General features: G+C 44.4%; 16 protein-coding genes. 13 read left to right on the forward strand and 3 right to left on the reverse strand.

Features of this window, described 5'->3' with window-relative positions:
* Positions 1 to 656: 656 nt before the first annotated feature.
* The 4 genes from AC3CKG_RS09600 to AC3CKG_RS09615 all read left to right on the forward strand — a co-directional run bounded on the left by AC3CKG_RS09600 (position 657) and on the right by AC3CKG_RS09615 (position 4128).
* Positions 657 to 1127, forward strand: a complete 471-nt coding sequence (locus AC3CKG_RS09600) for a hypothetical protein (RefSeq protein WP_017080997.1) — start codon at positions 657 to 659, stop codon at positions 1125 to 1127.
* Positions 1128 to 1152: 25 nt separating this feature from the next.
* Positions 1153 to 2079, forward strand: coding sequence for a tripartite tricarboxylate transporter substrate binding protein (locus tag AC3CKG_RS09605; protein ID WP_488528260.1), 927 nt, complete (start codon positions 1153 to 1155; stop codon positions 2077 to 2079).
* A gap of 85 nt (positions 2080 to 2164) precedes the next feature.
* Positions 2165 to 2620, forward strand: coding sequence for a tripartite tricarboxylate transporter TctB family protein (locus AC3CKG_RS09610; RefSeq protein ID WP_029223531.1), 456 nt, complete (start codon positions 2165 to 2167; stop codon positions 2618 to 2620).
* An 8-nt stretch (positions 2621 to 2628) separates the two neighbouring features.
* Positions 2629 to 4128 carry a tripartite tricarboxylate transporter permease gene (locus tag AC3CKG_RS09615; protein ID WP_488528261.1) on the forward strand — a complete coding sequence of 500 codons (1500 nt, stop codon included), beginning with the start codon at positions 2629 to 2631 and terminating at the stop codon, positions 4126 to 4128.
* Between the two features lie 213 nt (positions 4129 to 4341).
* Here AC3CKG_RS09615 and AC3CKG_RS09620 read toward each other — a convergent pair whose 3' ends face one another.
* Positions 4342 to 5058 (reverse strand): FadR/GntR family transcriptional regulator, encoded by a 717-nt coding sequence (locus AC3CKG_RS09620; RefSeq protein WP_017110878.1) that lies wholly within the window; start codon positions 5056 to 5058, stop codon positions 4342 to 4344.
* A gap of 265 nt (positions 5059 to 5323) precedes the next feature.
* Here AC3CKG_RS09620 and phnD point away from each other — a divergent pair, with 265 nt between their 5' ends.
* The 4 genes from phnD to phnE (AC3CKG_RS09640) all read left to right on the forward strand — a co-directional run bounded on the left by phnD (position 5324) and on the right by phnE (AC3CKG_RS09640) (position 8933).
* Complete coding sequence (gene phnD / locus AC3CKG_RS09625) at positions 5324 to 6280, forward strand: phosphate/phosphite/phosphonate ABC transporter substrate-binding protein (protein WP_488528262.1); 957 nt, start codon at positions 5324 to 5326, stop codon at positions 6278 to 6280.
* A 142-nt stretch (positions 6281 to 6422) separates the two neighbouring features.
* Positions 6423 to 7241, forward strand: a complete 819-nt coding sequence (gene phnC, locus AC3CKG_RS09630) for a phosphonate ABC transporter ATP-binding protein (RefSeq protein ID WP_372144711.1) — start codon at positions 6423 to 6425, stop codon at positions 7239 to 7241.
* Entirely contained in the window at positions 7238 to 8092 is an 855-nt protein-coding gene (phnE, locus tag AC3CKG_RS09635) for a phosphonate ABC transporter, permease protein PhnE (RefSeq protein WP_372144709.1), read from the forward strand. The genes phnC and phnE (AC3CKG_RS09635) overlap by 4 nt, the downstream gene beginning before the upstream one ends.
* 10 nt (positions 8093 to 8102) lie before the next feature.
* The gene (gene phnE, locus AC3CKG_RS09640) at positions 8103 to 8933 is read left to right on the forward strand and encodes a phosphonate ABC transporter, permease protein PhnE (RefSeq protein ID WP_488528263.1); all 831 of its coding nucleotides are present in this window, start codon (positions 8103 to 8105) and stop codon (positions 8931 to 8933) included.
* Between the two features lie 285 nt (positions 8934 to 9218).
* Here phnE (AC3CKG_RS09640) and AC3CKG_RS09645 read toward each other — a convergent pair whose 3' ends face one another.
* Together AC3CKG_RS09645 and AC3CKG_RS09650 are read right to left on the reverse strand one after the other, a co-directional pair.
* Positions 9219 to 11372: a heparinase II/III domain-containing protein gene (locus AC3CKG_RS09645; RefSeq protein WP_488528264.1), complete on the reverse strand. Its 2154-nt coding sequence runs from the start codon at positions 11370 to 11372 to the stop codon at positions 9219 to 9221.
* Between the two features lie 2 nt (positions 11373 to 11374).
* Complete coding sequence (locus tag AC3CKG_RS09650; protein WP_136996253.1) at positions 11375 to 13573, reverse strand: heparinase II/III domain-containing protein; 2199 nt, start codon at positions 13571 to 13573, stop codon at positions 11375 to 11377.
* Between the two features lie 333 nt (positions 13574 to 13906).
* On the opposite strand from AC3CKG_RS09650, the gene AC3CKG_RS09655 reads away from it, so the two are divergent.
* The 5 genes from AC3CKG_RS09655 (at position 13907) to AC3CKG_RS09675 (ending at position 19320) form a co-directional block, all read left to right on the forward strand.
* Positions 13907 to 14242, forward strand: coding sequence for a cupin domain-containing protein (locus AC3CKG_RS09655; RefSeq protein WP_009846518.1), 336 nt, complete (start codon positions 13907 to 13909; stop codon positions 14240 to 14242).
* 34 nt (positions 14243 to 14276) lie between these two features.
* Entirely contained in the window at positions 14277 to 15209 is a 933-nt protein-coding gene (kdgK, locus tag AC3CKG_RS09660) for a 2-dehydro-3-deoxygluconokinase (RefSeq protein WP_102308420.1), read from the forward strand.
* 73 nt (positions 15210 to 15282) lie between these two features.
* Positions 15283 to 15909, forward strand: coding sequence for a bifunctional 4-hydroxy-2-oxoglutarate aldolase/2-dehydro-3-deoxy-phosphogluconate aldolase (locus AC3CKG_RS09665; RefSeq protein ID WP_017110887.1), 627 nt, complete (start codon positions 15283 to 15285; stop codon positions 15907 to 15909).
* A gap of 618 nt (positions 15910 to 16527) precedes the next feature.
* Positions 16528 to 18294 (forward strand): sodium:solute symporter family transporter, encoded by a 1767-nt coding sequence (locus AC3CKG_RS09670; RefSeq protein ID WP_004733505.1) that lies wholly within the window; start codon positions 16528 to 16530, stop codon positions 18292 to 18294.
* Between the two features lie 261 nt (positions 18295 to 18555).
* A complete protein-coding gene (locus tag AC3CKG_RS09675) occupies positions 18556 to 19320 on the forward strand; it encodes a transporter substrate-binding domain-containing protein (RefSeq protein ID WP_102308422.1) in 765 nt (254 codons plus the stop codon).
* Positions 19321 to 19392: the final 72 nt, after the last annotated feature.

A 19392-nucleotide genomic window follows, 5' to 3' on the forward strand; every position in this document is an offset into this window, starting at 1 on the left:
GCACTAAATTAAAAATGCAACCAAATACATATAAATATAAAGTCCTCAAAAATAATCAAAGCCAAGCTAAAGGGCAACCCAGCCCATTAATCACACAATAAATCAGTGTTTTCCTTAAAATTGACAAGATATTCTCGTTAGAATTCAATTCAAATTTGTGTAGTGCTCTTATCTTTAGATCTAAATACAAATGGATGAGAAATCACCTCAATCGAGTGATTATTTAGACCATTTCCTGATGAGTTAAGAGAGGAGATTTAAGATGCTGTTTCTGGGAGTGATAAAGAGAACGCGCAAAGACTAGGGGTATTGAGCAACCCGAATAGCTTAAGAAAGATGGAAAAATGATTGAACCAAAACAGTGCAACACACTTCCTAAAAACAAACCGATTAGCTCGCTAGCATATTCGTATGTATCCCATTGTTTTATAGGGTGCTCTGTTATCACGCCAAAATAACTGGATCTGAGTGCATGTATATCCAGCTCAATAAAAGACCAGAATCACACTATTTCCGACATAACATGGTCAAAACAAGACCGACGTCTTGTTAGAAGACTTTCACTTGTGATCGTTCCCCGCTTCCAAGCTTTCGTTAATTGAAGAATTATTGTCATACAATATTCTATATATCTAACCAGACATAAGGACATGTGCATGCGCTCAATGAAAGATATCACTCAAGACGCTATCGATATCGTTAAACCCTCTATCGACAAACTGTTTGAAAGAACCAATAGAAAAGAACTGCATATTGTCGTTATGAATCCACACCTCAAGCCTTGGGAAGCCTCTTTTGAAGACGCCATTCTTTATGAAGAGTCTTTAGGAACCCCTGATAACTGGACTATCAAGTTTGATCACCTTGCTCGTAAGAAAGCTCAGCAAGCATGGCGAGAATCAACAAGCAATCTAACACTTCATTCCCAACACCCATCTTCATTACGTGACGAAGACTTACTGTTTTATGGTTCGTTTGTTTACGGAAACGTGGTTGTTGCCTGCAGTGGCGTACAACAATGGTATGACATGCTGATCAGTGGCTGGATAGCGGTAGCTATTGAACAGCTAGCAATGCATGAATACCAAACAGAAAAAGCAGAAAACCCTACAAAAACATATCGCTAATAATTAGAAACAGAAGGAACTTAATATGAGTAAATTATTGAAATCCATCATGCTGGCTGCCGGCATACTTGTTTCTGCAACATCGATTGCAGCTGACTACCCGAGCAAGAACATTCGCTTAGTTGTCCCATTTGGCGCGGGCGGCGGTACAGATGCCGTTGGCCGTACCCTTGCAAATAGTACGAAAGACATTTTAGGACAAAACATTTCAATCATGAACCGTACGGGTGGTGCTGGCGCCGTTGGTATGAGCTTTGGTGCTCAGCAGCGTGCGGATGGTTACACATTAACAGTAGTAACACGTGAAATTGCTTCACTTCCTCAAATGGGTTTAATGCGTCATACCGCAGATGACTTTAGACTCATTCGTTTAGTTAACTTAGATCCAGCGGTCGTATTGGTTGCAGCAGATAGCCCATACAACACGATTAACGACCTAATTAAGGAAGCCAAAGAAAAACCAGGCAGCGTAAAATTCGCTTCAACCGCTGCGCCAAACTTCTACCTAATGTCTCTTGAAAAAGACCAAGATATTAAACTCAACGCCATCCCTTACAACGGTGCATCAGAAGCAATTCCTGCTGTATTAGGTCATCACACAGACGTGACTATGGTTACTCCTGGTGAAGCTATCGCTCAACTTCGTTCAGGCCAACTAAAAGCATTAGGTGTCATGTCTGAAGAACGTATTCAGTACATTCCAGATGTTCCTACTTTGAAAGAGCAAGGCATTGATGTAGTAACAGGTACATGGCGCGGTATTGGTGCTCCAAAAGATACACCTGATGCAGTAATCGAGAAGCTGGGTGCTGCATTTGATGAAGCAATGGCAAGTGAAGAGTTCAAATCTTTCATGGAGAAAGGTGCAATGACGATTCACAACCTTGATGACAAAGCCTTCACTGAGTTTGTCGCAGAAGATACAAAATCACTGACTCAATTAATTCAATAACCTTTGTTCGGAGGCACAACGATCAGTTGTGCCTTTTTTATCGGTCTGTACCTTTCCCTTGCTTTACTTTTTAGGGGTAAATTCTATGTCTAACGCCAACTTAAATCGGAATGTCGTTTTCCCTTCCATAATCATCATATTGAGCGCAATAGCACTCGCGTTGATTACTCAGTTTGATCGTCCGATGTATCAAGATGCAAGTGTTGATGCAAAATTCTTCCCGATGATGATTGTGATTGCTCAGATTGCTATCTGCATTGTTCTCATCGTTCAACACAAACTCAAAGGCGTCTCAGAACAACAAGAACCGATGATAAGCAAGATGTCTATCTTCGGCGTTGCCTTTCTTATTGGATACGCATTACTCATCAGTGTGGTTGGCTACCTTTACGCGAGTTTGATTGCATTTATGTTCTACCTCGTTTACTTCAAAGTGAAGAAACCAATTTACTACGTTGTCGCCGTTGTCTTTGTGTTTGCGGTTTACTATTTGTTTGGCGAGGTGTTTTACATCGCGCTTCCTGAAGCAACTTGGTCGTAGGAGGTCATATGTTTGAATATCTAATCGATGGTCTCGCAACGGCTGTTAGCTTCGCAGTGCTTCCTGTCCTTGTTTTTGGTGTACTGGGCGGCGTTATTTTAGGCGCACTACCCGGCCTTACAGCGACAATGGGCGTTGCGATTCTCCTCCCGTTTACCTTTGGCATGGAACCGACGTCAGCCCTCGTGATGTTAATTGGTGTATACATTGGTGGCATTTACGGTGGTTCAATTGCCGCAATACTGCTTAAAACACCGGGGACACCAGCGTCTGCAGCAAGTGTACTCGACGGCCACACCATAGCTGTTAGAGGGCAAGCAGCAAGAGCATTAAGTATTTCGGCTGTTGCTTCATTTATTGGCGGGTTACTCAGTACTATCGTCCTTATTGCAATTGCACCTAAACTGGCGACCTTTGCACTGCGTTTTAATGCACCAGAGTACTTCGCACTTGCTCTGTTTGGTTTAACTATCATTGCGAGCGTTTCTTCGAACAACATCTTTAAAGGGTTACTTGCGGGTACGATTGGACTATTGGTTTCTACCGTTGGGCTCGACCCAATCAGCAGTGTGCCAAGGTTTACTTTTGACATCATGGATCTCTACAGCGGAATCAATGTCATCCCTGTTTTGATTGGTCTGTTCGCTCTATCTGAAGCATTAAACCAGTTAGAGAAGCTATTCTCTGAGAAGAAAGTCGTCGCGCCGAAGTTTGACCATAAAATGTTGAGCAAAGGCGACCTTAAAGAAATGCTACCAACCGCAATAAAAAGTGGTTTGATGGGAACAACCATCGGTTCTGTACCGGGTGCAGGTGCTGATATTTCGGCATTCGTTTGTTACAACGAAGCCAAGCGCTCATCGAAAAATCCAGAAGAATTTGGTAAAGGATCAGTACGAGGTCTAGCAGCAGCCGAATCTGGAAACAACGGTGTAACGGGTGGTTCGTTGGTTCCATTGTTAACACTTGGCGTTCCGGGGGATGCTGTGGCAGCAGTTCTGTTAGGCGCACTCATTGTTCAAGGCTTAACACCGGGGCCTCTGCTGTTTGCCCAAAACCCTGAAGTGGTTTACGGCGTATTCAGCTCGATGTTGGTTGCTAACCTTGTGATGTTGGTGATTGGTTTACTGGGTATTCGTTTCTTCTGCCGCATCATTGAAGTACCCAAGATCATCATGATCCCAATTATTGTCTTCTTGTCGATCGTTGGTGCTTACGCGATTAACAACTCGATGTTTGATGTGGGTATTGCGATCGGTTTTGGTCTATTGGGCTTTATCTTAACTAAACTGGACATTCCGTCTTCGCCAATTCTGCTTGCGATCATTTTAGGGCCAATGGCAGAAACAAATCTGAGGAAATCGCTGCTGATGTACGATGGCAGTTGGTCTTTCCTTTATGAGCGCCCTATTGCACTCGCGTTTATCGTGCTGGCTGTATTCTCTGTTTATTCAACGTTAAAAATGAAGAAGAAACAGAAACAAAAGGAAACTGAACAATGTCCATAGTTGACTGCTTGTTCAATGGATAGCGATTAAGGCATAGCATTTAGCTTATGACCTAAAACCTATAACGTTAAAAATCAAAGCCAGAGACCTACGTCTCTGGCTTTTTAGTACACAATAAACAATCAATTTATGCAAAAAACAGACAATAAAAAAGGCATGCACTTGGCATACCTTTTTAGTTCGTTTATCAGAACGTGAGGCAGTTCATTTCTATTACGCTGTAGCCAAACGGTGGTTGGCATCTTGCAAGTGAACGGCAGAAGCAATTCTAGCCTTGTCACAATCACCGGCCATGATAGCTTCATAGATTCTGCGGTGTTCATTAATACATGTGCTTCCCTCTTCAGAAGAATGCACGATGAAGTTAACAAACATCGTAGTCAGAATATTACCGAACGGTAGATAGAAGTCGTTACCTGTCGCATTGAAGATCAAGCTATGGAAACGAGTATCAATGTCTGTCCAACGTTCTTGGTCAAACACTTCAGCTTCATCCACCTCTACCATTTTTTGGAAGATCTCTGAAAGCTCGATACGTTGTTCAGCCGTCGCAAATTTTGCCGCCAGTGCACACGCTTCAGGTTCAATCGCACGGCGAAGGCCTAAGAACTGTGAACAGAATTGGTCTACGTCGGTTAGGCCGTCCATCCATTCAATCAGTTGAGGATCAAGAAAGTTCCAGTATGCGCGGTCTACTACACGAGTACCGATTTTCGGGCGGGACTCTAATAAACCTTTAGAGGTCAATAGTTTAACTGCTTCTCGAAGTGCCGTTCGGCTGATACCAAACTGTTCACACAACGCCATTTCACCAGGAATAATAGAACCTTGTGGCAGTTCGCCAGACAAGATTCCACGAGCGATTTCACGCGCTACTTGCACGTGCAGGCTGCGCTTCGAGCCCGAAATTGAATTAAAAGTGGTAACCATAAGTTCACTTATTTTATATGTTATGTTTATGTATTATTTAAGGATCACTATAACAGTATTTCAACCTACAGCCAATTGAGTAAAATCAAAACGAATCACAGCTTATTAATTTACTCGCCTAATCAATCACTTAGAAAGTATCTAACTCTACTCTGCTAGAAACATTATGTTACACCATTCATAAATCCGTCATCAAAAAGCATCGGTTCTGTCATCCTCGATTCCTATACTTCCTTCCAACAAATCACTCTATTGGACTGACATAATGAAACCGACAAAAACAAATCTCACGCTTAAAAGCGCGATTACTGCTGCGCTGATTTTTTCTGGTTCTGCATTAGCGATGGATACGCGATACGAGGACCGCTCTGGTAACTTGGTCGCCGATGTCCCCCAAGATGAATCACAATGGGTGGATCCAAACACGCTAATTTTTGCTTACACGCCAGTTGAAGACCCAGCAGTATACGCTGATGTGTGGAGCGAGTTTTTGAGCCACCTTGAAAAAACAACGGAAAAAACGGTTCGTTTCTTCCCTGTTCAAAATAACGCAGCTCAAATTGAAGCAATGCGTTCAGGTCGTCTACATATCGCAGGTTTCAACACAGGTTCAACGCCGCTAGCAGTTAACTGTGCTGGCTTTGCTCCATTCACAATGATGGCGGCTGAAGATGGCTCTTTCGGTTACGAAATGGAAATCATCACACACCCAGGTTCGGGCATCGAAAAAGTGGAAGACCTAAAAGGCAAAAACCTATCATTCACATCGCAAACGTCAAACTCTGGTTTCAAAGCCCCTTCTGCGATTCTGGATGCTGAATACCAGCTTCAACCTGAGCGTGATTTCAAACCGGCTTTCTCTGGTGCGCACGACAACTCCATTTTGGGTGTGGCACACAAAGATTACGACGCAGCAGCCGTCGCTAACTCAGTACTGAACCGTATGCTTTCACGTGAAGTCGTGAAAGAGGGTCAAATCAAGAGCATTTACAAATCACAAACCTTCCCAACAACGGCTTACGGCACAGCGCACAACCTGACACCAGAGCTTCAAGAGAAGATTCAAAAGGCCTTCTTCACTTTCGACTGGGAAGGCACGAAACTTCAAGAAGAATTTGAGCGTAACGGCGAAGCGAAGTTTGTTCCGATCACTTACCAGGAGCACTGGGAAGTGATCCGCACTATCGATACCGCGAATAAAGTGTCTTACACGTGTAGCTAAGTTCAACCGAACTAAAAAGCCAATCACACATTGATAAAACTAACTGCGGGCTTACGCGCCTGCAGTTATTCATCACTCTTTCGGTTTACTTTCCATGCCTGTCTCAGGCGAACTCTTAGTACACCGCTCTTATAGGAATTCTATGTCTACTCTTACCCTTAAAGGGCTTACCAAGCACTACTCCAGTTCTGATAAAGCCCTGACCAACGTTAGCTTATCGGTGAATGCCGGCGAAGTGGTTGGATTGATTGGCCCATCTGGTGCGGGTAAATCAACGCTGATTCGCTGTATTAACCGACTAACCGAGCCCACCAGCGGCGAAGTTATCTTCTCCAACACCAACCTTGAGGCACTGTCTAAGCGACAACTAAGACATTCACGACGTGAAATAGGGATGATTTTCCAAGAGTACGCATTGATTGAACGCTTAACGGTGATGGAAAACGTACTATCTGGGCGTTTGGGATACGTAAACTTCTGGCAAAGTTTTACTCGTCGCTTCCCAGAGTCGGATATCCAAGCCGCTTATGCCCTACTTGACCGTGTTGGCTTATTAGAGCACGCCAATAAAAGAGCCGACGCCCTATCAGGTGGCCAGCGTCAACGTGTTGGTATTGCACGCGCACTCGCTCAGAAACCAAAATTACTTTTGATTGATGAGCCAACAGCAGCACTTGACCCACGTACGGCTCGCCAAATCATGCGATTGATCAGCGAGATTTGTTCAGAGCAACAACTCCCTGCGATCATCAATATTCACGATGTTCAGTTAGCCAAACAGTTTGTCGACCGTGTTGTCGGCCTAAATGCTGGCTGTGTGGTATTTGATGACAAACCAAATTTGCTGACCGAAGACGTACTCACACAGATCTACGGTGAAGAAGATTGGAGCCAACAAGTAGAAGAAGAGGAAGATGATCTCATCATCATGAACCCTCGCTTGTCTGAGGCAACAATATGACTCAGCCATATCCAAAACAAGCTCAACGGCATTTAAAGTCTGCACAACAGAACCCCAAACAATACCCGACACAGTGGGCCAAGCCGCCACTGATATCTAATTCATGGTTACGTTGGAGTTTGATCATCATCGTCGCGGTGTACTTATACCTTGCGACTCAATCGGTACACGTCAACTGGGCTCGAATTTACGAAGGCAGCGAACGCGGCTGGCAGTTCATTTTGGCTTTCATGAACCCAGATTTTGGTGGCCGTTGGAACAACATCTCACAAGGTTTGATTGAGAGCTTAACCATGACGCTCACATCAACCGTGGCAGGTGTCATTCTTTCAATCCCATTCGGATTAGGCGCAGCCAAAAACCTTGCCCCTACTCCCGTTTATCTATTCTGCCGTGCGTTTATTTCGGTTGCTCGTAGCTTACAGGAGATCATCGTTGCGATTCTGTGTGTGGCTCTGTTTGGCTTTGGTACGTTTGCGGGGTTTGTCACGCTGACATTCGCAACCATCGGCTTTCTCGCAAAACTGTTTGCCGATGAGATTGAAGCCATTGACCCAGCACCACTCACCGCAATGCGTGCGACTGGCGCGAGTTGGTTACAACAAGTGAACTATGCGATTCAAGCACAGGTAATGCCACGCTTTATCGGGCTTTCGATGTACCGACTCGACATCAACTTTCGTGAATCTGCTGTAATCGGTATTGTTGGCGCAGGGGGTATCGGCGCAACATTGAACACCGCCATGGACCGCTACGAATACAGCGCAGCGGCCGCTATTCTATTGATTATTATCGTGATCGTGATGTTTTGTGAATACCTATCGACCATCATCCGCAAGCATGTGCAGTAAGGAACGACCAATGAGCACGCTAAATGACACACCTTCAAGCGCCATGAATCGTACCCAATGGGAACGTTACGACAGTAAACAGAGCCTAATGCTATGGCTAGGCTGGCTTTGCTTTGTTGCCCTAACGGTTTTTGCATGGCAAGTCATGAACAAGGACACGATTTGGTACTTTGTGACTGACTCACCGAATCAACTTGCTGATATATCGTCACGTATGTGGCCACCAAGATGGAGTTATTTAGAGTCACTTTGGAACCCTTTGTGGGACACAATCAACATCGCAACACTTGGCACACTGTTAGGGATCGTACTGGCATTTCCAGTCGCGTTCTTAGCCGCCCGCAACACAACGCCAAGCACAACGTTTATCAGGCCTATCGCACTGTTCATCATTGCGGCAAGCCGTTCGATCAACTCCCTAATTTGGGCGCTCCTGTTGGTGGCTATCATCGGCCCGGGGTTATTGGCCGGTATTATCGCGATAGCGCTACGTTCGATTGGTTTCGTGGCTAAATTGATGTACGAAGCGATTGAAGAAGTGAACGTCACGCAGATGTCAGCGATTCAATCAACGGGGGCATCCCCACTGCAAGTATTGAACTACGGCATTCTCCCGCAAGTAATGCCAAGTTTCATCGGCACGAGCTTGTTCCGTTGGGACATCAATATTCGAGAGTCTACCGTCTTAGGTTTGGTGGGCGCAGGCGGTATCGGCTTAAAACTGCAAGAGTCGATGGCAATGCTCGCATGGCCTCAAGTAACCGTGATTTTCTGTGCGATTCTAGTGACGGTCATCTTCTCCGAATGGGTGGCTGCCAAAGCAAGAAAAGCCCTTATCTAAATACTAAAAACAACGTCAAATAGACGGTTAGCTAGTCAATAAGATCAAAGCCTACTCACTGAGTAGGCTTTTCGTTTGTTGGAACGTTCCATTTGTTTCCTATACGCATAAAAAAACCGAGCAACTCGCAGTGAGTTACTCGGTTTGACTTATTCCCGATGTATTCAGTCGTTGTTGGTATCAACGAACGATTTTGCAATCACGACTGAATTCAATGTGATGCTTCGTTCCCGCAAAGCACCACATCAACACAAGCCATCGTTAAATAACTTGCGTGTCAATCATTTACAGTTGAGCAAATGATCCTTCCCACGAGTATGTCTCACCCGCGAACTCAACAGTGTGAGTTGCTTGCTGCGTGTCTTCAGCTTGGTTTGAGATACCGTAGTGGTAAGTGTTGCCAGAAGTAGTCTGAATGCGAACAACAGTCCCGACACTGTTATGGCCCACAACAGATACTGATTTAACTAGACCACGAGCGCCTACAGAGGCTTCGATAGACTCGTTAAAGTAACCATGCGTTTCTAGTACAGAAGCAAACACGTGGTTTTGACCAGACTGACGTAAGATGAACGCAGGCTCACTCTTAAGATTGAAGTCTGGATCGTTAGCACCAGTGCGAGCAAAAATCACTTCGCTGCCCGCATTCGCGCTGGTTACTAGGCTGTAGTAGCTGCTGTCATGTAGCCAGCTAACTAAAGAACCTTCTTCGTTCACTTTGCCTGAAGCCACGTTCCACAGATGTTGGTAACCGTTGTCTTCACCTAGCGGCTTAAGCGTTGTTTCCATGTTGTAATCAAAGTCAGTACGGATGATCTGGCCAGAGTGGTGAACTGGTAGGTCGTACTGGTGCTCAGCGTCAGCTTCGATGCGGTACACATCAATCACTAGCGGTTTTTCGAACTCAGGAAGTTCAGCAAGAATCACGCTGCGTTGCATGTCTACGCCAGTGTAGTACTCAGAAATAGTGCCGCTCATGCCTTGTAGAGACAGGTCGTCTGCTACGAAGAAGTGCTTTTGACCAAACTTAGACTCAGCCAATGCGGTGTTGAAGTTGTTCTGTGTTTTCTGATCAACCGTTACTGTGTTGTGAGCAACCGTCTGCTTACAGTAAGACTTGTTCTCTGGGATGTAACGCCCGCCAAACTTAGGCTCAACGTTTACCCAGCGACCGAAACCGTAATCGTGCAGCACTTCGTGGCCACGGTTGAATACGCTTAGGTGCAGGCCATCGTAGTGACCGTGGTCTAGCGCAGAGTGGTACTGGTGATCGCTGCCGTGTTGACCAAACCAGATCAACGCCATTGTGTCGTCGTCTTTCTCATCACGGTGACGAAGAATGCTAACGCCGCCTTTCTCACCTTCAGGGCCGTCGGTAACAAACAGGCTACCCCAGTTGAATGGTTTGATTTCATCAGCTGCTTCAACAGCATCAGACAATGTTTGACCTGAAGCATGAACCCAAACGTTTTGTTGGTGGTTAGCCATACCAAGCAGAGTTTCAGTCTGCTCGTAACGGTGGTAACACACAGACGTTGCCATGATAACGCCTTCATCGTTGATAGAGATTGTCTTCGATGAATCGTTCAGAGCTGGCAATGTACCGTCTGGGAATGCGGTTTTGAATACAGAGTAAGACGTTGTCTTGATCACTGAATCGTTGAATTCATAGATACCCACTTCAGGCTGACGACGTTCAATCGCTTCTGCGAACAGGTAGATTGGACGTAGAGAGAAACGGTGGTAGTAAGGACCTTCCATGTAGTAGCCGTCAGGCGAGAACAGTTGGTCAAGTTGCGCTAAGAAACCGCCGCTTACTTTATCTAGTTTCAGGCCGTAAAGCGCTTTGTCTACAGACTCTTGGTCGTTGATTGCGTAACCACAGATACCTACTGCTGCCACTGCCCATAAGCCGTGGTTGTGTACGATATCGAAGTCGTGCGCGTAAGTCACAACGAACATTTCGATCATTTGCTTAAGAAGATCGTCTTCGATCAGACGTTTTTGCTCTTCAGAGATCGTGTGGTAGATGCAGCTGTACGCACAAGAAGCGTAAAGCATCCACATGTTCTCGTTCAACGTTTGGTGGAACAACTTACCCGGAGGGTTAGAGTCACGGCTTACGTTGCTTTCAAGCGTTGGGTATACCGTCGCGTACGCAGTGAGCATATCAACGATGTAGTCACGGTATTTTGTTTCCTCAGTGATAAGGAACAAACGGCCAGCTAGATCCATGTGGATGTAGTTTTGCTTGTGACGGTTATGTTCGTAACCGCCGCCTTCACCGTGACCTGGAACTTCAATGCCAACTTCAACCATGTAAGCGTCAGTTTGTTTAATATCGCGAGTCAGTGTGTTACCTAAAAGGCTATCCTTGCCAAGTTCTTTACGAAGCTCTGCTGCTTCATCAAAGTTAAGTAAAAGTGGTTGATAGCTCATTATTATTTCCCCTGCTCTGCTGTGCTTGCTAATTCTGGGTTTAAAATTGTTTCTACTGAGTAGAAGCCTGTCCAGCTGTATACTTTGCCGTTCAGTTCTACTTTGTGTTCAGTGCTGTCAGTCGCGCCAAGTTGGTTGCTGATCATCACTGTCACGTTTGATTTCTCTGTCGTAATTTCTACTACTGAACCGATATTGGTGTGAGCCACTACTTTGATGTCTTTCACAACACCACGTGCGCTTACAGATTGCTCGAATTCTTCGTTGAAGTAACCATGCGTTTCAACAACAGAAGCAAACAGTGTTGTTTCGCCTTTGCTGCGTAAAATGAATGCAGGCTCTGAACGTAGGTTGAAGCTTGGATCGTTAGCGCCAGTGCGAGTAAAGATCACTTCAGCATTGTCGTTAGAGGTTGCGCCTAGCCAAGTGTAGTAAGTGTTGTTTTGTAGCCAGCTTACAAGTGCTGTGCCCTTCACTTCACCGCTTGCCACGTTCCATAGGTGTTGGTAACCGAAATCGTCACCTAGAGTGTTTAGCTCTTTGTTTGCTTGGTATTCAAAGTTAGTGCGAACAATCTGACCCGCATATTGGTGTGAATAGTCGTATTGGTGTTCGCCTTCGCCGCCTTTTGTAGAATCTAAGCGGTATAAGTCTAACAATAACGGAGATTCTAGCTCTTCAAGGTTTAGCATGAACACGCTGCGTTGCATGTCAAAGCCTTGGTAGTGATCGTTAGCAAATGCACTCATACCGTTAATTTGATCGTCTTCTACTTTAAAGAAGTGAGGTAAACCGTGTACTGAGTCTGCACGTTCAACATCAAAGTTGTTCTGACATTTTTCATCAATCGTAACTGCATTGTGAGCAATCGTTTGACGAGCGTAAGATTTGTTTTCGTCTAGGTAACGGCCGCCGAATTTAGGCTCAACGTTCACCCAACGACAGAAGCCGTATTCACGTAGCACTTCTTGACCACGGTTGAAGAAAGAAATACCCAGCGTATCAAAGTTGCCGTGACCCATGCCGTGTTGGCCGTAGTTCATAACAAGTTGAGAAACGTCGCCTTTCTTATCCTGCATACGGATAAAGCCTTGCGCACCGTTGTGACCTTGAGGGCCTTCATTCAATTCAACACTTGGCCAGAAAGGCATGCCGATTTCTTTCTCTGCAGAAGCGGCTTCGTATGCTTTAGATAGCTCAAGACCACATGGGTGCATCCATACTGCGTCTTGAATCTTCGCCATACCAAGAATGTTTTGGTCTACACCGTTTTCAGAAGAGTAGTGCTTACTGTAAACACTTACCGCAACCTGAACACCCATGTCTGTGATACCCATTGTACGAGAAGCATCATTCAGAGCCGGGAACTCACCGTTCGGGTAAGCCGTCGCAAGCATCGCTTGTACTGTGTTGCCAATCACGCCACCTTTGTAGTCATAGATATCTACTTCAGGCATGTGGCGGTGAATCACTTCAGCGAACACACACGTTGGGCGAATCGCATAACGGTGGTAGTAAGGGCCTTCCATGTAGTAACCAGAAGGTGCAAATAGCTGAGAAACTTGCGCTAGAAAACCGCCAGTATCGTTACGGTCGATGCCGTACACTGACATCTCAAGGTACTCGCGTTTGCCTAAAGCAAGACCACAGATACCGACAGCAGCAACAGCCCAAATGCCGTGGTTATGGATACGGTCAAAGTCGTGTGCGTATTTAACAGTGAACATTTCTAGCATTGGTTCAAAAATGCGAGACTCAATGTTGTCACGCTGCTCTTGTGTCAGTGTCGAAGCAACACAAGAGTAAGCTAAGCTTGAGAACATTAACCAGCAGTGTTCGTTCAGGATTTGGTGGAACAAACGACCGGTAGGGTTGGTGTTTTTCTGTACGTGATAATCAAACGTTAGATATTTGTCTGCGTACTCTTCGAGTAATTCTGTAACAAAGTCAGCGTACTTTTGCTCTTTAGTGATCAAGAACATGCGACCAGCTAGGTTCATGTACGTGTAATTTTGCTTGTGGCGGTTATGTTCGTAACCCCCAGCTTCACCATGACCTGGGACATCAATAGGTAAACGCATGAATGCTTCTAGATCTTTCGCGTTCGCTGCAATGGTTTTGCCCATTAAGCTAGAACGGCCCACTTCAAGATGAAGCTGCTCGATTTCTGCTTCAGTCAACAATACTGGTTTAGTCGTCATATTCTTTGTCACCCTCAATAAAGAGTTTATCTGCTTAAACTTTGATTAAATTTTTAAACTCCATATAAAGTAATACAATAAGAGCTTTAATTATACCTATTCGTTACCAAATGATGATTAGAGTCACACAATCAACCGTAAGTCATTGATAAAAATGACTAATGATAAATATCAGCCATTTATTAAGTTATTGATTTATTTACGCTATATAAAGTATCGCTTGATCAATATCACACAAATTTAGATATATTGTATTACAATTGAGCTCATTCCCTTATGATGGATCCAAGTTAAGTAACACTTAAAAGATTTAAACAGATTAGGAGATACACAATGAACTCTTTCTTTATCCTAGATGAAAACCCATGGGAAGAACTTGGTGGCGGCATTAAGCGTAAAATCGTTGCTTACACTGACGATCTTATGGCTGTACACCTGTGTTTTGATAAGGGCGCGATTGGCCATCCTCATACTCACGAAATTCACGACCAAATCGGTTATGTTGTTCGTGGTAGCTTCGAAGCTGAGATTGAAGGCGAAAAGAAAGTCCTTAAAGAAGGCGATGCTTACTTCGCTCGTAAACACATGATGCACGGTGCGGTTGCACTAGAGCAAGACAGCATCCTTCTTGATATCTTCAACCCTGCGCGTGAAGATTTCCTAAAATAATTAATAGCGCAACCTCAGTTGCTAAGGTAAGCATATGAAATCATTAAACATCGCGGTCATTGGCGAGTGCATGGTTGAGCTACAAAAGAAACAAGACGGGCTTAAGCAAAGTTTTGGTGGCGATACGCTGAATACGGCACTTTACTTGTCACGCTTAACAAAAGAGCAAGATATCCAAACAAGCTATGTTACAGCGTTAGGTACTGATCCATTCAGTGTCGACATGTTGAAAAAGTGGCAAGCAGAAGGTATCGACACGAGCTTAGTGGCTCAGCTTGATTACAAACAACCAGGGCTTTACTACATCGAGACCGATGAAACTGGTGAGCGCAGCTTCCACTACTGGCGTAGTGACGCTGCCGCGAAATTCATGTTTGATCAGCAAGACACCCCTGCTCTACTTGATAAGTTATTCTCTTTTGACGCGGTTTACCTAAGTGGTATTACGCTTGCTATCTTGACTGAAAACGGACGTACGCAGCTATTCAACTTCTTAGACAAGTTCAAAGCTCAAGGCGGCCAAGTATTCTTCGACAATAACTACCGTCCTAAACTTTGGGAAAGCCAACAAGAAGCAATTTCTTGGTACTTGAAAATGCTTAAGTACACTGACACGGCTCTACTCACGTTCGATGACGAACAAGAGCTGTACGGTGACGAAAGTATTGAACAGTGTATTGCACGTACGTCTGAGTCTGGTGTGAAAGAGATCATCATTAAACGTGGTGCAAAAGATTGCTTAGTGGTTGAAAGCCAAAGTGCTCGATACGTTGCACCGAACCCTGTAGACAACATCGTTGATACTACCGCAGCTGGTGATTCATTCAGTGCTGGCTTCTTAGCTAAACGCTTAAGTGGTGGTAATGCTAGCGATGCAGCATTAGCAGGTCATATTGTGGCAGGGACTGTGATTCAGTATCCAGGTGCTATCATACCTCTAGAAGCGACGCCTGATTTGTCTCTATAATTACGCACTTTATATATTAATCAAGGGTTTGCTTAGTTGAAAGCAAGCCCATAATTAACGTGAGAAAGAATTCATGACTACATTAAATGAACAACTAGCAAGCCTAAAAGTAATCCCTGTAATCGCTATCAACCGTGCTGAAGACGCTATCCCTCTAGGTAAAGCACTTGTTGAAAACGGCATGCCATGTGCAGAAATCACACTACGTACAGAATGTGCAATCGAAGCGATTCGCATCATGCGTAAAGAGTTCCCAGACATGCTAATCGGTTCAGGTACGGTACTGACTAACGAGCAAGTTGATGCATCTATCGAAGCAGGCGTTGATTTCATCGTAAGCCCAGGTTTCAACCCTCGTACTGTTCAATACTGTATCGACAAAGGTGTTGCAATTGTACCGGGTGTAAACAACCCAAGCCTAGTTGAGCAAGCAATGGAAATGGGTCTTCGCACGTTGAAGTTCTTCCCTGCTGAGCCTTCTGGCGGTACTGGTATGCTTAAAGCACTAACCGCAGTTTACCCTGTTAAATTCATGCCAACTGGCGGCGTAAGCTTGAAGAATGTAGATGAATACCTATCTATCCCTTCTGTACTTGCGTGTGGCGGTACTTGGATGGTTCCAACTAACCTTATCGATGAAGGTAAGTGGGACGAACTAGGCAAACTTGTTCGTGACGCAGTTGATCACGTTAACGCTTAATCTGTTTTAGATTTCGTGATAAAGCCTCATTTCGGTGGGGCTTTTTGTTATCTGAGGTTTTTCAATAACTGAAGATTTTGTTATCTAGGTCTTTGAGTAACTGAAGTTTGATAGTTTGTTGGACAAACCAAGCCCCCAACACAAGAACAACAGAAAATTTGGCGGATAAATCGCGTAGATAAAGAGTACGGATAAATAACGAACAGATCGGGACGTGAAATAGAAAATAGCGACATAAAAACAATAAGCTACACTTAAATTCCAGAAACAATATTTTGCGATTTAGCACTGAGATTTAACGTGAATCCGATCGCACAACCATGCTCAGTTGTAGCACATTTGTTACGGTTATAATTAAAATCTTATAAATAAGCTCAACCAACACACCATTACTTATATTGTAATACATATAAACATTTGAGCATCAATTTTCCTTGAATCTGAAGCAAATCATAAAAACAAATAAACCCAACAAAAACAACATCTTAAATTAACTTACAGAGCCATTCCAAAAATCAATGCGACCTAGATCATACTAAAGACATATTGTAGTACAAATAAACCTTTGGACGCGTTAATCTAAGCGCAGTTAATTATGATATTTAAAAGGCTGAAAAGATGACTATTGATACTTTTGTTGTTCTCGCCTACTTCTTCTTTTTAATCGCTATTGGTTGGATGTTCCGTAAGTTCACCACGTCGACTAGTGATTACTTCAGAGGGGGCGGCAAAATGTTGTGGTGGATGGTTGGTGCAACCGCCTTCATGACACAGTTTTCAGCATGGACGTTTACAGGTGCCGCAGGACGCGCGTTCAATGACGGTTTCGTTATTGTAATCCTATTCTTAGCCAATGCTTTTGGCTACTTCATGAACTATATGTACTTCGCTCCAAAGTTCCGCCAACTTCGTGTGGTAACAGCGATCGAGGCTATTCGTCAGCGCTTTGGTAAAACGTCTGAACAGTTCTTCACATGGGCAGGAATGCCTGACAGCCTTATCTCTGCGGGTATCTGGCTAAATGGTCTCGCTATCTTCGTAGCAGCGGTATTCAACATCCCAATGGAAGCAACCATTGTGGTAACGGGTATGGTTCTAGTATTGATGGCAGTAACAGGCGGCTCTTGGGCGGTTGTTGCTTCTGACTTCATGCAAATGCTTGTTATCATGGCGGTAACCATTACTTGTGCGGTTGCAGCTTACTTCCACGGTGGCGGCTTAACGAACATCGTTGCTAACTTCGACGGCGACTTCATGTTAGGTAACAACCTAAACTACATGAGCATCTTCGTTCTTTGGGTTGTGTTCATCTTCGTGAAGCAGTTCGGTGTAATGAACAACAGCATCAACGCTTACCGTTACCTATGTGCAAAAGACAGTGAAAACGCACGTAAAGCGGCAGGCCTAGCATGTATCCTTATGGTTGTTGGCCCACTAATCTGGTTCCTACCACCTTGGTACGTAAGTGCATTCATGCCTGATTTCGCATTGGAGTACGCTTCAATGGGTGATAAAGCGGGTGATGCTGCTTACCTAGCATTCGTACAGAACGTAATGCCAGCAGGTATGGTTGGTCTTCTTATGTCAGCAATGTTCGCTGCAACAATGTCTTCTATGGATTCAGGTTTGAACCGTAACGCTGGCATCTTTGTAATGAACTTCTACAGCCCGATTCTTCGTCAAAACGCAACTCAGAAAGAGCTGGTTATTGTAAGTAAGCTAACCACTATCATGATGGGTATTATCATCATCGCGATTGGCTTGTTCATTAACTCTCTACGTCACTTGAGCTTGTTCGATATCGTAATGAACGTAGGTGCGCTAATTGGCTTCCCAATGCTTATCCCTGTACTACTTGGTATGTGGATTCGTAAAACGCCTGACTGGGCTGGTTGGTCTACGCTAATCGTTGGTGGCTTCGTTTCTTACATCTTCGGTATCTCGCTTCAAGCAGAAGACATCGAGCACCTATTCGGTATGGAAACAGCGCTTACTGGCCGCGAATGGAGCGACTTGAAAGTGGGTCTTAGCCTAGCGGCTCACGTAGTGTTCACCGGTGGTTACTTCATCCTAACTTCTCGCTTCTACAAAGGCCTATCGCCAGAGCGTGAGAAAGAAGTTGACCAACTATTCACTAACTGGAACACGCCGCTAGTAGCGGAAGGTGAAGAGCAACAAAACCTAGATACTAAACAGCGTTCAATGCTTGGTAAGCTTATCAGCACAGCAGGTTTCGGTATCCTAGCAATGGCTCTGATTCCAAACGAACCAACAGGACGCTTGTTGTTCCTACTATGTGGCTCAATGGTACTCACCGTTGGTATCCTACTGGTTAACGCATCTAAAGCTCCGGCTAAGATGAACAACGAGTCTGTTGCTAAATAGCTAAACAGCTAAACAGCTAAACAGCTAACAAGTTAAACCAATAATGAAGCCCATGTTATTCGATAACATGGGCTTTTTATTTGCTTTCCATTCATCAAATCAGAATATGAAATGCATCTCTATCAATGCTCACAAGCCCATCGAAGTCCCTGTCTCCTGCCTTCGCTTTATCTTCTTTTACAACCTTTCCAATGGTTTGATCTCTTTCTCTGGTTGTTTCTGTTACTTTGAATGACAACACAAACACAACAGATAATTACAATGAAAAAAACATCACTATTACTTGCTTCCATTACTCTGGCTCTTTCTGGTGTAGCACAAGCTGACCAATTAGAAGACATCCAAAAATCAGGCACACTTCGTGTCGGTACTACAGGCGACTACAAACCTTTCTCTTACTTTGATGGCAAGAGCTATTCTGGTTATGACATTGACGTAGCCAAGCATGTTGCAGAGCAGTTGGGCGTTGAATTACAGATTGTCCGTACTACATGGAAAGATCTGCTAACCGACCTCGACAGCGATAAATACGACATCGCGATGGGCGGTATCACGCGTAAAATGCAGCGTCAGTTAAACGCAGAACAAACTCAAGGCTACATGACCTTTGGTAAGTGTTTCTTAGTTGCGAAAGGCAAAGCAGAACAATACAACAGCATTGAGAAAGTGAACCTTTCTTCTGTGCGTGTTGGCGTCAATATCGGCGGGACTAACGAGATGTTTGCGGATGCTAACTTGCAAGACGCGAGCTTCACACGTTACGAGAACAACCTAGACGTTCCGCAAGCCGTTGCGGAAGGTAAAGTTGATGTCATGGTGACAGAAACTCCTGAAGGTCTATTCTATCAAGTGACAGACGAGCGTCTTGAAGCTGCTCGTTGTGAGACACCGTTTACCAACAGTCAATTCGGTTACTTGATTCCTAAAGGTGAACAACGTTTATTGAACACTGTGAATTTCATTATGGATGAGATGAAATTGAAAGGCGTTGAAGAAGAGTTCTTGATCCACAACTCTCTTAAGTAACTCTTTCGATTTATACAGTGACAAAAAAGAGGCCAGCATTGCTGGCCTCTTTCGTTACGGTTTAATGGTTCG

The organism is Vibrio sp. QJM3NY_15, assembly GCF_057785995.1.